The following is an 11,558-nucleotide window of genomic DNA, read 5'->3' as shown; positions in this document are numbered from 1 at the left end:
GCGTCCACCAGCGCGCCGTTGCGCAGGACCGTGACTTCCATCCGGCGTCCGATGGCGTCGGCGAACAGCCGCTTCTGGAGGGACTGGGCGTTGCCGAGGGGCACGCCGTCGACCGCGAGCACGAGGTCACCGGCATGCAGGCCACCCTGCGCCGCGGGGCTGTCCTCCACCGCCTGCACCACTCGTAGCGCCCGACGCTGCCCGAACCGCTCGGCCTGTGCCGCGGTCAGCGGGGCCGGCGTGCTCACCAGGCCGAGGTAGGCGCGCCGGACGTGCCCGTCGTGGATCAGCGCGCCGAGGATCCGGTGGGTGGTCGCGTTGATGGGCACGGCCAGCCCCAGGCCGATGCCGGCGACCGCGGTGCTGATGCCCACCACCCGCCCGTGGCTGTCGGCCAGCGCGCCGCCCGAGTTCCCCGGGTTGAGCGCGGCGTCGGTCTGGATGACGTCCTCGATCAGCCGCGCCGCGTTGCGGGAGCGAGCCGGCATGCTGCGGCCCAGCGCACTGACGACCCCGGCCGTCACCGTGCCGGCCAGACCCAGGGGGGTGCCGACCGCCACGACAAGGGAGCCGACCAGCAGCGAGTCGGCATCGCCGTACTCCGGTGGGCTGGGCACATCGCGATCGGTACGCACCACCGCGACGTCGGAAAGCGGGTCGCGGCCGACCACGTCGAACCGGGCGAGCGTGCCGTCGGCGAACTCCGCCGTCCCCTGATCGGCGTCGCCGACCACGTGGGAGTTGGTGACCAGGTGGCCGTCGCGGGTGAGGACCACGGCCGAGCCGGCCGACTCACCACGACGTGACTGCATCCGCAACGCCGCCACCCGCGGCGTCAGCTGCGCCGCGACGGCCGTGACGACCGCCGAGTAGGCGTCCAGAGCGCCCGACTCGGCTCGAGGATCGCTGCTGCTCATTACGACACCAACCAACGGTCACGGGCTCGGATTCCGTGGGTTCGCCCACGGCGTAAAGCGCAGACCCCCGTCCCGTGTGCCGTTGAGCGGGCTCGGCGGGATACGTGCTCAGTCGTGCGCGTGGCTGTGGTCGTGCCCATGGCTGTGAGGGGCGAGAGCGCCCGGGTCGTATGGCGTGTGCCGGCCGGAAGCGTGCTCGGCGCGGATCCAGCGGATCCAGTCGCAGAGCTGCTCCACGGTCTCTTGCCGGTGGCGGGACAGTGCGAGGACCGGGCGACCGTCGCGGGCGGCCTTGGCGTCCTCGACCATTCGGTCGACGTCGACCTCGACATAGGGACCGAGGTCGACCTTGTTGACGACGAGGAGGTCGGCCCGGGTGATGCCGGGTCCCCCCTTGCGCGCCACGTCGCCGCCGCCGGCGACGTCGAGGACGAAGATCTGGGCGTCGACGAGCCCCGGGGAGAAGGTGGCCGTCAGGTTGTCGCCGCCGCTCTCAATGAGCAAGAGGTCGACGGGGGCGAAGTCGTGCTCGAGATCCTCGACCGCGAGCAGGTTCATCGTGATGTCGTCGCGGATGGCGGTGTGCGGGCAGGCGCCGGTCTCGACGCCGCGGATGCGTTCGGCGGGCAGGACACCCGCGGAGCGGAGGAACCTCGCGTCCTCGTCGGTGTAGATGTCGTTGGTGATGACGGCGATGCTCAGCTCGTCGGCGAGGTTGCGGCAGATCGTGGCGATGAGTGAGCTCTTGCCGGTGCCGACGGGGCCGGCGATCCCGAGGCGCAGCGCTCGCGGCACGTCGGGGTGCGTATGCGGTGTTGTGGACATGGCGTCCTCCACTTCCTGCTCGTCGAGGCTACGACGGGATAAATTGCGGTCCAAGGGTTTTGAGTCCGGCGGAGAGACGCCGGCGCACCTCGAGGTTGTCCTGGCCGAGAGCACTGATCAGCACACTGCCGGCGGCGAGGGGCATGACGAGTGACTGGTGGTCTAGCAGGATGGTGGTGTCCGGCAGCGGGTCCGGGGCGACGACGAGGATGTTGCCGAGGGCGCGGTGGTCGCCGAGGACGGCGGGGGAGCGCCCGGTGGCGGAGCCCAGCTCGAGGTCCTGCAGGTGGACGGGGAGCCCGTCGCGGCGGACGCTGAGGCGCTGCCGGAGCAGGCCCGGCGCCTCGTTGTGGCGGCCCAGCAGGATCTCCTCGCGCATGACGAGTCGTGCGTCGGTCGCGAGCTCGATCCGCACTTCGGTGAGGTGGTTGCAGGCGTGGGCCGCGATGACCGGCTGGGGCCACCAGAGCAGGGTGCCGCCGGCCTCGACGGTGACTCGCACGGTCGTGCGAGACGCAGCACCGTCGGCCCCAGGCAGGAGCAGCGTCGCGGAGATCTCGCCAAGGACCAGGGTGCTCCCTGCACCGACCTGGACGTCGAGTGTCAGCTCGTCACCGCCGACCGGACCGGCGGCGCCCGCGGAGAGGCAGACCCGTGCGGCGCCGGACCTGTTGGCGGCCCAGGGCTCCGGCTCTCGGCGCACCGTCGGTCGGAGGACGAGTGGCGCCTCGGACCGGAGCGTGCTGACCCGGGTGCAGGCGGCTCCGTTTCGGCGGGCGGACAGCTCCGTGGCGACGACGGCGTGGGCGGACATGCGCAATGAGGACGGCACCGGTGCCGTGCCGGTGGCTGGCGCTTCGGCCGCGAAGCCGCTGCCGTGGTCCGTCCCCGTGGTCATGAGGCGAACAGCCGCCCCTCGCGTCGCTGATGCTCCTCGGCGGCGAGGTCGAGCAGGGGCGCGCCCCATGCGGGCAGGTCCTCCGCGTCACCGCTGCTGCAGCGCGCGGCGCCGTCGGCGAGCTCGTCCAGCAATGGCCCTACGCGCACGAGGATCGCATGGGTCTGGAAGGGATCGAGGCTGAGCAGCCGGACCGCGGCCGCCGCCGGCCCGGCGACGGCCTCGTGCAGCACCGCGGCCGCGGCCTCCCGGGGACCCAGTCCCAGCACCGCGGCTCCGGCACCGAGGACGACCGGCTGATGGGGTCGAGGGCCGAGGAGGTCGAGGTTGCCGCTCGGGGCGACGGCCTGCAGGGTCCTGAGGAGCTGGCGGCCCAGCTGACGGGACGTGGCGCGCTGGGCGGGCGACGGCATACGGGCATCGAGCTCGACATCGAGCATCCCCAGCCGGCCGGCGTCGCGAGCTGCCGTGGCGGTGACCGCCGCCGCCGCGAACGCGGCCGCCACGAATCCGGTCGTGCGTACCCGGCCCTCGAGGAACGCCGCCAGGCTCGCGAGGTCGCGAACCGTCCCGAGCGTGACGCTGGGCTCCAGGCCGCCGGAGTGCGCATACCCGCCGGCGGGGAACCGCCCGTCCGCGAGCAGCAGCAGCAAGGCGCTGCCGCTCACGCCGATCTCGTGATCGCCATTGACCCAGCATGGCCCATCACAGCCGCTCACACGCCGAGAGCGCGCGACCGCCTCAGGTCGCCTATGGACAGCGAGCAGCGCAGCGTGTTCTCTGGATCTAGTGCCTCGGGCGCGGTGCCGGCTCGGGCCGTCGTCGCGAGGAGCCTGCCATGTTGCTGACGTTGCACGAGCGCGAACGGTTGATGATCTACACCGCCGCGAAGCTGGCCCAGGAGCGTCGGGAGCGTGGTCTGAAGCTGAACCTGCCTGAGGCGACGGCGCTGATCACCTCGTTCCTGCTCGAGGGAGCGCGTGACGGGCGCGCGGTCACCGACCTCATGCAGGCCGGCCGTGGCGTGCTGGGCAGGGACGACGTCATGGAGGGGGTGCCGGAGATGCTGGCCCAGCTGCAGGTCGAGGCGACCTTCCCGGATGGCACGAAGCTGATCACCGTCACGGCGCCGATCTCATGACGACCCGGGGCGAGCACGCGAGCGACGCCCCGGGCGAGGGCGAGGGCGGCGGAGCGGAGCGGCACCCGCACAGCGGTCCGGGCACGCCGAGCGTGCCGAGGCGTTCCGGCACCGGGGAGCGGCAGGCCCAGCGCCGCCTCTATGAGGGGGAGGACCCACACGCGGACATGCCGATGGTGCCGGGGGAGGTCCTCTACGGCAGCGACCCGGTTGTCATCAACGCCGGCCGCGACGTGATCACACTGCGGGTCGAGAACACCGGTGACCGGCCCGTCCAGGTCGGCTCGCACTACCACTTCGCGGAGGTGAACCCGGCGCTCGCCTTCGATCGCGAGGCCGCGTGGGGACGCCGTCTCAACGTCCTGTCCGGCGGCTCGATGCGGTTCGAACCGGGTGCCGCCGAGCAGGTCGAGCTGATCCCGATCGCGGGCCAGCGGATCGTCGCCGGGCTGCGCGGGGAGTGCGGAGGTCCCCTCGATGGCTGAGATCGATCGCGCGACCTATGCGGCCTCCTTCGGCCCGACGGTCGGCGACCGGATCCGGCTGGCGGACACGAACCTGTTCATCGAGGTGACCGAGGACCGGTGCGCCGGCGGTGATGAGGCGGTGTTCGGCGGCGGGAAGTCGATCCGTGAGTCCATGGGCCAGTCCCGGGCCACGCGTGCGGAGGGCACTCCGGATCTCGTCATCACCGGCGCGGTCGTGCTCGACCACTGGGGTGTGATCAAGGCCGACGTCGGCATCCGCGACGGCCGCATCACCGCGCTCGGCAAGGCGGGCAACCCCGAGACGATGGACGGGATCCACCCCGACCTCGTCATCGGGCCATCGACCGAGATCGCGGCCGGCAACGGCCTGATCCTGACCGCCGGCGCCATCGACACGCACGTCCATCTCGTCGACCCGGCCTCGATCGAGGAGGCCCTCGCCGCCGGCACGACCACGATCGTCGGCGGTGGCACGGGACCGACCGAAGGGTCGAAGGCGACCCTCGCCACACCGGGCGCCTGGTGGCTGCAGCGGATGCTCGAGTCGCTCGAACCGTGGCCCGTCAACGTGCTCCTCCTGGCCCGGGGCAACACCGTCTCGCACGACGCCCTGTGGGAGCAGCTGCGCGCCGGCGCGGGCGGGTTCAAGGTCCACGAGGACTGGGGAGCCACGCCCGCCGCCGTGGACGCGGCCCTGAGCGTGGCGGACGAGTCGGGGGTGCAGGTCGCGATCCACAGCGACACCCTCAACGAGGCCGGCTTCGTCGAGGACCTGCTCGCCGCGGTGAAGGGACGGACCTTCCACGCGTACCACACCGAGGGTGCCGGGGGCGGGCACGCGCCCGACATCATCCGGATCGCCGGCGAGCCCTACGTGCTGCCCGCCTCGACGAACCCGACCCGACCGTTCACGCACAACACCATCGCCGAGCACCTCGACATGGTCATGGTCGCCCACCACCTCAACCCGCAGGTGGCCAACGACCTCGCCTTCGCCGAGAGCCGGGTCCGGGCCGGCACGATCGCGGCCGAGGACGTGCTGCAGGACATGGGCGCCCTGTCGATCATGTCCTCCGACGCACAGGCGATGGGCCGCATCGGGGAGGTCGTCATCCGCACCTGGCAGACCGCCCACCGGATGAAGCAGCTGCGCGGCCCCCTGCCCGGGGACGGGCCCGCCGACAACCACCGCGCCCGCCGCTATGTCGCGAAGTACACGATCTGCCCGGCCGTTGCGCACGGTCTCGAGACCGAGATCGGCTCGATCGAGCCGGGCAAGATGGCCGACCTCGTGCTGTGGCAGCCGGCCCTGTTCGGGATCCGCCCCACGATGGTGCTCAAGGGCGGCATGGCCGCCGTCGCCGCGCTCGGCGACCCGAACGCGTCCGTGCCGACCCCGCAGCCGGTCCTGCCCCGGCTCGGCTTCAACGCCGGCTCCCGCTCGGCCGCCAGCACCAGCGTCGCCTTCGTCGCGCCGGCCGCCCTCGAGGACGGCCTGCCCGACCGGCTCGACATCAACCGGCCGCTCGTCGCTGTCGGCAACGTGCGCGGTCGGAGCAAGGCTGATCTGCCCGAGAACACGGCAACGCCGAAGATCGAGGTCGCCCCCGACACCTACACGGTGCGGATCGACGGCGAGGTCGTCGAGCACCCGCCGGCGACCGAACTGCCGATGGCCCAGCGCTACTTCCTCTTCTAGGCCGGACGCGATGCCACGGCAGGCGGTCGGGCGCTGACCCGGGACCGGTCAGAAGAACGCGTTCCAGCCGGTGCCGATCTTCAGGCGACCCGGGAGCCACCCTCCGCGCCCGTTGCCCCGATACAGGTAGAAGTCGCCGGACATGGTGATGGCCCCGACGTCGACGCGGCCGTCGCCGTTGAAGTCGCGCATCGGAACGATGGCTCCGAAGCCGGCCCAGCCCGATCCGACCTGCAGCCGCGGCCCGATCCAGCCGCCGCGCCCGTTGCCGCGGTACAGCCACATCCGCCCGGCCTTGTCGACGGCGAGCAGGTCGGCCTTGCGGTCACCGTTGAAGTCTCCCGGTGAGAAGACGGCGATGAACGACGCCCAGCCCGACCCGATCTGCTTCTTCTCCACGATCCGCCCCTTTGAGTTCATCGTGTAGCGGTACAGCGCGCCCGAAGGCGCGACAGCCACGATGTCGGCGCGTCCGTCTCCGCTGAAGTCGGACCCGCCGTCGATGAACCGCATCGAGAGCCAGCCGGTGCCGCTGTCTGTGTACCACGCGTTGTTGACGCGCACCAGCGAGTCGGCGCCGTCGACCCCGAAGTAGGTGGCCAACGTGCCCCCGCGCTCGACGCTCCCGGCCGGCGCGATGCGCAGGAACCCCGCACGCCCGTTGCTTGCCGCGCGGGGGCGGAGACCCCCACGCCCATTGCCCGGATACGTGTAGACGGGCCGGGTGTAACCCCCGGATCCCCCGGTTCCCTTGCGCAGCAGCGCAACCACGTCCGCGCGGCCGTCCCCGGTCGTGTCACCCGGTGAGAAGATGTTGGTCGATGGCAGTGGCACCCCCGTGGTGGTGCACGGCTTGCCATTGCCCCAACGGCGGGTCGCCACGACCCTGATCGTGTAGGCAGTGCCGTTGGCCAGCCCGTCGATCTTGAGCTGCTGCCAAGAAGTGCCGTCCCGGATGGGCCCCACGGGCTTCGAGTAGACCTTGCCGCCGGGGTTGACCGTGACCCGGAAGCCAGTGATTGCTGCCGCCTCACCAGGTGAGACGTTCATCTCGACCCGCGCCCCCCGGGGCAGCGCCCGGGTGTCGCCCCCGGGTGGGCCAGGGGCAGCCGTGAAGTCAAGGGCCGACAGGGGGAGCGAATGGCTCTCGTCCAGGGGCTGGTGGCCGGCCGCCGCCCTGTAGACGGTCCCGTCCCGAAAGTACGTCGCCCAGTTTCCCTTCCCGTCCACCACTTCGATGGAGTGGAACTGCTGGGCGCCCGGAACTCCTGGCCCCCCGAGGACCAAGGTGCCGCTGGCCTTCGCCTTCGGGACGTCGACGTAGGGACCGGTCGCGTAGTAGAGGGTCAGCCGCCGAAGGGGCAGGCTCATGTCGGACACCGTGTAGGTGACCGTCGTGGACTCGTCCGCGTACCTGGCCGCTCTGACTAGCGAAAGCGCAGTGAGCTCGGGCGGCTCACCGTCGTTGCTCGTGCCCGAGATGTGCGTCAAGTGCTGGCCGTACCAGTAGTTCGTCGTCCAGCTGCGTCCTGCGGCGTCCATGAGCGTGACCGCTGTCAGGAGGTAGTCGCCGGTGTATGCCGCGGCGGGGACGGTGTACGTCATGGTGCCCGTGACCGGCTGGCCGACCTCCGAGAGGTGGATGTACTCCGATGAGACGTAGCGGTTGCGAAGCGTCGCTTGGGCGGAGACCACGGGCGATTCGGCGACGAAAGTGTAGGTGAGCCGAAGGATGCCGCCGGCCGTCAGGTCCGACGGCGTGAGGGACACACCGGTCAGCCTGGGAGGCGCCGCGTCGGCGGCAACGGCGGCACCGGCGGGCGGCGTGGTCGCGACGAGCAGTGCGACGACTGCAGCGGCGACTGCCACCAAGGAACGAGCGGCGCGGTGCGAGATAGTGCTGCGTGACATCGGTTTTCCCCCTGTCGTCCACGCAGTGACTGCGCCAACGGTATCGACGGACCGGGCCCCCACAGGGTGAGGTGCGGGCTTCGTCCCGCTCCGCAACGCAGTGGCCACCGGAAGGGCCACCGGAAACGAGAACTCACCTATGACCGGGCAACCGAGGCCGCAGGGCCGGCGTAGCTCAGGCCCGAGCGGCTCAGCCTGACAGCGGGGGCCTCCTCAGCGGCATACGACGTGCTTGTATGCCGCTGAGCGGCCTTCCAGCGCAACGAGAGTCATGCGCTGCCTTGGTCAGGTGCGCAGGTGGGAGGCGCCGTTCAGGTCGAGAATGGCGCCGGATGCCCATTGGGCATCGGGGGAGGAGAGGTAGAGCACGGCGGCGGCGACCTCCTCGGGGGTCCCCACCCGGCCGAACGGGCTCTGAGCCCGCACCGCCTCGCCCTCCGGGCCGGAAAGCTTCTCCTCTTGGCGCTCGGTGCTCACGAAGCCCGGCGCGACGCTGGCCACCGAGATGCCGTGCGGTGCCAGCGCGACGGCCATGGACTGTCCGAAGGCATGGAGTCCGGCCTTGGCGGCCGCGTAGGCGGGACAGTCGGGTTCACCGCGGAAGGCCCCGCGGGAACCGATGTTCACGATCACCCCTGGCTCGCCAGCCGAGATCAACGAGTGAGCGACGAGGTAGGTGAGGTTGGCCGCTGCGATCAGGTCGACGTCGATCATCGTCTTCCAGACACGCTGCCACGTGGCGTAGTCCGTGTCGTCGACGCGGTGGTCGGTCGAGCTGCCGGGCCCGACTGCGGCATTGTTGACCAGGAGGTCCACCTGACCCAGTGCCTGCTGGGCCTGTTCCACCACGGAGGCGGCGGCGTCGGGGGAGGACAGGTCTCCACCGACGAGGGTGTGGCCCTCGCCGTGCAGGAGCGCCATCGTCTGCTCCGCGGCGGCCCGGTCTGAGCCGTAGTGCACCGCAACACGATCCCCGCGACGGCTCAAAGCCACGGCAATCGCACGACCGATCCCTCGCGAAGCCCCAGTCACCAACGCCCTTGCCACCGAACTACCTCCGCTTCATGGATGCCGGGCACACCGACCACGCATTGTTCCAAAGCCCGGACAGAGCGCTGTCAGGGAGCCCCGGTGCGAGCGCTCTGCGCTTACCTCCCAGGTGCGTCCATGTGGGTGGCCCCCACTTCCGCGGCTGTGGATGTGGGGGCCACTCGATCAAGGAGGCCGGGGCGGCTATCCGTGGATAGAGCCCGTGCGCACCCTCACTTGCCCGGCCAGACCGTCTTGTTGAGGTTGGCGATGGTGCCCGGTGCCAGGTGCTCCGTGTCCTTCGCCGTCAGCTGGCCGGGGCCGAAGCCGCTCATGGGGCCGGAGACCGGCAGGTTCAGCTTCGTGGACCGCAGGTCGAGGGTGTAGGTCCCCGTGCTCTGGTCGACGGCAAGGACCCCGTTGCTCGCTCCGCTGACGACGAGGCCGAGCTGGTGCCCGGCCGGGACGGCAACGTCGTTGGCAGCGAGCTCGACGGTCACCTTGTGCTGGCCGGCACCGTCGAGCCGCGCCCAGCCTCGGGCGAGCACCTGCAACTGGCTGCTCTGGATACGGCGGGTGACGTCCTTGTAGCACGCATCGTCCTGGGCCGTCGCCGCGCCCCAGCACGTCTCCGTGTTGAGGGTCAGGGCGCCGTCACCGGTCGCGCTGACCCGATCCATCGTCCCGTAGTCGACGAGCATGACGGACACCTGGCCGACCGGAGCCGCGTGGGTGATGTCCAGGTCGACCGTCGGCGTTCCGGAGATGCGGATGTCGTGCTTCGTCGTGCCCGTGAGGAACTGGAGACGGTTGGGGTCATCGCCGAGCTTGACCGCATTCGTCTCGCTGAGCCGCGAGTTGTTGACGTAGCTCGCGGTGCCGCGGTCGGAGGTGCCGAGCGCCATGGTGCCGTCGCTCCGGGGGTTCAGCGCCATGGTGCGGGCCGCCTGGATCGGCCACGTCTTGGACTGCTCCCACTGGTTGGGCGCGGTCTCGACGCTCACGGCCGGCTCACGGTTGATCCCGTTGTCGATGCCCATGAGCTCGTGGTCGAACCACCGGTTCAGGGTGGTCACCCACTCCTGCCGGTTGCTGTCGAACGGGTCGACATGGCCGAGGCGGGTGAGCCACATCTTGCGCTCGACGCCCTGCTTGCCGAGGTCGGCCCACCACTTCGAGGCGTTCATCGTCTTGACGTTGTTGTCCTGCAGGCCATGGACGATGAAGACGCTGGCCTTGACCTTGGACACGTCGTAGAAGCTGCCCGCGCGGTAGTCCCGCTCGGCCCAGAAGTCCGTATACGCGCCGGTCGCGTCTGCGTCGTTGGCGTCCATGTCGTTGAGCCGTGCCGAGCAGTCTGTGGCGATGGTGCGCCCCTGGGCAATGGTCCGGGAGAGGCTGCTGGCATAGTGCCGCGACTTCACGGCCCCCTGCCACCGGTTGTAGTCGTACCACGAGCTGATCGCGCTGATGGGCACGATGGTCTTGAGCCCGTCGACGCCGGTCGCGGCGACGCCGTTGGCGAGCGTGCCGTCATACGACTTGCCGATCATGCCGGTCTTGCCGTTGCTCCACGAGGCGTTGACGGCCTTGTTGTTGACGTCGTGGGCGGTGCCCTTGCCGTTCAACCACTCGATGACGGCCTTGACCGACTCGATGTCGGAGCGTCCGCCCTCGTCGGTGCAGCCGGTCGAACGGGCCGTGCCGGCCATGTCGACGGCGACGAAGGCGTAGCCGCGCGGGACGAAGTAGTTGTCGTAGTAGAGCGGGAACTTGGTCGGGTTGCCCGCGGCGTCATACTTCTTCAGCTCCGACTCGTTGCCGCGCCCGAGGCTGAGGTAGTAGGGGCTGGCGTCCATGACGATCGGCACCCGCGCGGTTCCGTCGAGCTCCCGGGGCCGGATGATGTCGGCGGCGACCCGCTCCGGCTTCCCGTCACCGTCGAGGTCGGGGGCGTCGACCCAGACCGTCTCGCGGATGGCGTCCCCGTAGTCGTAGACCGGCGAGGTCATCCCGTCGACCAGGGTGACCGGTGGGTTCTCGGTCGGTGCGGCCTGGGCCACCTGCACGGTGCCGAGCGCCATCGGCACCACCAGGGCGGCGGAGCCGGTGAGGGCCAGGATCCTGGCTTTCATATATATGAGTCCTTCCTGCCCTTGGGACGACGATGTCCCAATCAGGGGTTAGGGCTCTCAAAAGTTATCGATGGACCGTCGCGAAATGGGGGTTCGCGGGGGTGCAACATCATCTGATTTTCTCGAGTGGCGGATAGCGGAGGGAGCGAATAGGGTTGTGTCCCAGCCGTGTTCGTGCCGCGTAACGATCAGTCTCATTGTTGTCGCCCACACAAGCGCACCGGCTCTTCGCCTGAGTGGCCTGACGGATCAGCCAGGAGCCAGGTGCTCGCGGACCCGACTCTGGCCCGGCCGCCGCAACTGCCGGAACGTCACCGACCACCGCTCCTCCTTGACCGGGGGAACGCTGTGCTGCCAGACGGAGCGCGCCGCGCCGGTCAGCACGTAGGCGGCGCTGGCGGAAATGACCCGGGTCCTCGCGGGGCACGGCCGGGTGTTCTCCACGGGCACCGTCCTGGACAGCCTCCGGTTCCGGGTTCACCTCGGCCGGGTGTTGCGGCTGTCTGCGGGCGACG

Annotated in this window: 10 protein-coding genes; 3 read left to right on the top strand and 7 right to left on the bottom strand. The window is 70.5% G+C overall.

All coding sequences use genetic code 11. The features are described 5' to 3' along the window. The 4 genes from ACTHJJ_RS14020 to ACTHJJ_RS14005 form a co-directional block, all read right to left on the bottom strand. The coding region (locus ACTHJJ_RS14020; RefSeq protein ID WP_440303556.1) for a S1C family serine protease at positions 1–917 on the bottom strand (917 nt) is incomplete at its 3' end. A gap of 108 nt (positions 918–1,025) precedes the next feature. After that, the gene (ureG, locus tag ACTHJJ_RS14015) at positions 1,026–1,742 is read right to left on the bottom strand and encodes an urease accessory protein UreG (RefSeq protein ID WP_440303555.1); all 717 of its coding nucleotides are present in this window, start codon (positions 1,740–1,742) and stop codon (positions 1,026–1,028) included. 28 nt (positions 1,743–1,770) lie between these two features. Beyond that, positions 1,771–2,640: an urease accessory protein UreD gene (locus ACTHJJ_RS14010; protein ID WP_440303554.1), complete on the bottom strand. Its 870-nt coding sequence runs from the start codon at positions 2,638–2,640 to the stop codon at positions 1,771–1,773. Then, positions 2,637–3,308, bottom strand: coding sequence for an urease accessory protein UreF (locus tag ACTHJJ_RS14005; RefSeq protein ID WP_440303553.1), 672 nt, complete (start codon positions 3,306–3,308; stop codon positions 2,637–2,639). The genes ACTHJJ_RS14010 and ACTHJJ_RS14005 overlap by 4 nt, the downstream gene beginning before the upstream one ends. A 170-nt stretch (positions 3,309–3,478) precedes the next feature. Here ACTHJJ_RS14005 and ACTHJJ_RS14000 point away from each other — a divergent pair, with 170 nt between their 5' ends. From ACTHJJ_RS14000 to ACTHJJ_RS13990, 3 genes are read left to right on the top strand one after another with little or no spacing between them, the layout of a single operon-like run. Further along, positions 3,479–3,781: an urease subunit gamma gene (locus tag ACTHJJ_RS14000; RefSeq protein ID WP_440303552.1), complete on the top strand. Its 303-nt coding sequence runs from the start codon at positions 3,479–3,481 to the stop codon at positions 3,779–3,781. Then, the gene (locus ACTHJJ_RS13995; protein WP_440303551.1) at positions 3,778–4,266 is read left to right on the top strand and encodes an urease subunit beta; all 489 of its coding nucleotides are present in this window, start codon (positions 3,778–3,780) and stop codon (positions 4,264–4,266) included. The genes ACTHJJ_RS14000 and ACTHJJ_RS13995 overlap by 4 nt, the downstream gene beginning before the upstream one ends. Further along, the gene (locus tag ACTHJJ_RS13990) at positions 4,259–5,968 is read left to right on the top strand and encodes an urease subunit alpha (protein WP_440303550.1); all 1,710 of its coding nucleotides are present in this window, start codon (positions 4,259–4,261) and stop codon (positions 5,966–5,968) included. The genes ACTHJJ_RS13995 and ACTHJJ_RS13990 overlap by 8 nt, the downstream gene beginning before the upstream one ends. A gap of 48 nt (positions 5,969–6,016) precedes the next feature. Here the strand turns inward: ACTHJJ_RS13990 and ACTHJJ_RS13985 are convergent, their stop codons facing one another. From ACTHJJ_RS13985 to ACTHJJ_RS13975, 3 genes are all read right to left on the bottom strand, one after another. Next, positions 6,017–7,879, bottom strand: coding sequence for an FG-GAP-like repeat-containing protein (locus ACTHJJ_RS13985; RefSeq protein WP_440303549.1), 1,863 nt, complete (start codon positions 7,877–7,879; stop codon positions 6,017–6,019). Positions 7,880–8,164: 285 nt separating this feature from the next. Further along, on the bottom strand, positions 8,165–8,911 hold the full coding sequence (locus tag ACTHJJ_RS13980; protein WP_440303548.1) for an SDR family NAD(P)-dependent oxidoreductase: 747 nt from the start codon (positions 8,909–8,911) through the stop codon (positions 8,165–8,167). Between the two features lie 230 nt (positions 8,912–9,141). Then, on the bottom strand, positions 9,142–11,043 hold the full coding sequence (locus ACTHJJ_RS13975) for a CocE/NonD family hydrolase (RefSeq protein ID WP_440303547.1): 1,902 nt from the start codon (positions 11,041–11,043) through the stop codon (positions 9,142–9,144). Positions 11,044–11,558 lie beyond the last annotated feature (515 nt).

This window comes from Intrasporangium sp., from assembly GCF_051961875.1.
In the GTDB taxonomy this organism is placed as follows: Bacteria; Actinomycetota; Actinomycetes; order Actinomycetales; family Dermatophilaceae; genus Intrasporangium_A.
Note: the sequence above shows the minus strand (reverse complement) of the source record. Positions and strands in the feature narration are given on the sequence as shown.

Excerpts from the sequence above, each read along its gene's own strand:
- ACTHJJ_RS14010 (WP_440303554.1), bottom strand. The coding sequence starts at position 2,640 with ATGACCACGGGGACGGACCACGGCAGCGGCTTCGCGGCCGAAGCGCCA.
- ACTHJJ_RS13995 (WP_440303551.1), top strand. The coding sequence starts at position 3,778 with ATGACGACCCGGGGCGAGCACGCGAGCGACGCCCCGGGCGAGGGCGAG.
- ACTHJJ_RS13985 (WP_440303549.1), bottom strand. The coding sequence starts at position 7,879 with ATGTCACGCAGCACTATCTCGCACCGCGCCGCTCGTTCCTTGGTGGCA.
- ACTHJJ_RS14000 (WP_440303552.1), top strand. The coding sequence starts at position 3,479 with ATGTTGCTGACGTTGCACGAGCGCGAACGGTTGATGATCTACACCGCC.
- ACTHJJ_RS13975 (WP_440303547.1), bottom strand. The coding sequence starts at position 11,043 with ATGAAAGCCAGGATCCTGGCCCTCACCGGCTCCGCCGCCCTGGTGGTG.
- ACTHJJ_RS13990 (WP_440303550.1), top strand. The coding sequence starts at position 4,259 with ATGGCTGAGATCGATCGCGCGACCTATGCGGCCTCCTTCGGCCCGACG.
- ureG (WP_440303555.1), bottom strand. The coding sequence starts at position 1,742 with ATGTCCACAACACCGCATACGCACCCCGACGTGCCGCGAGCGCTGCGC.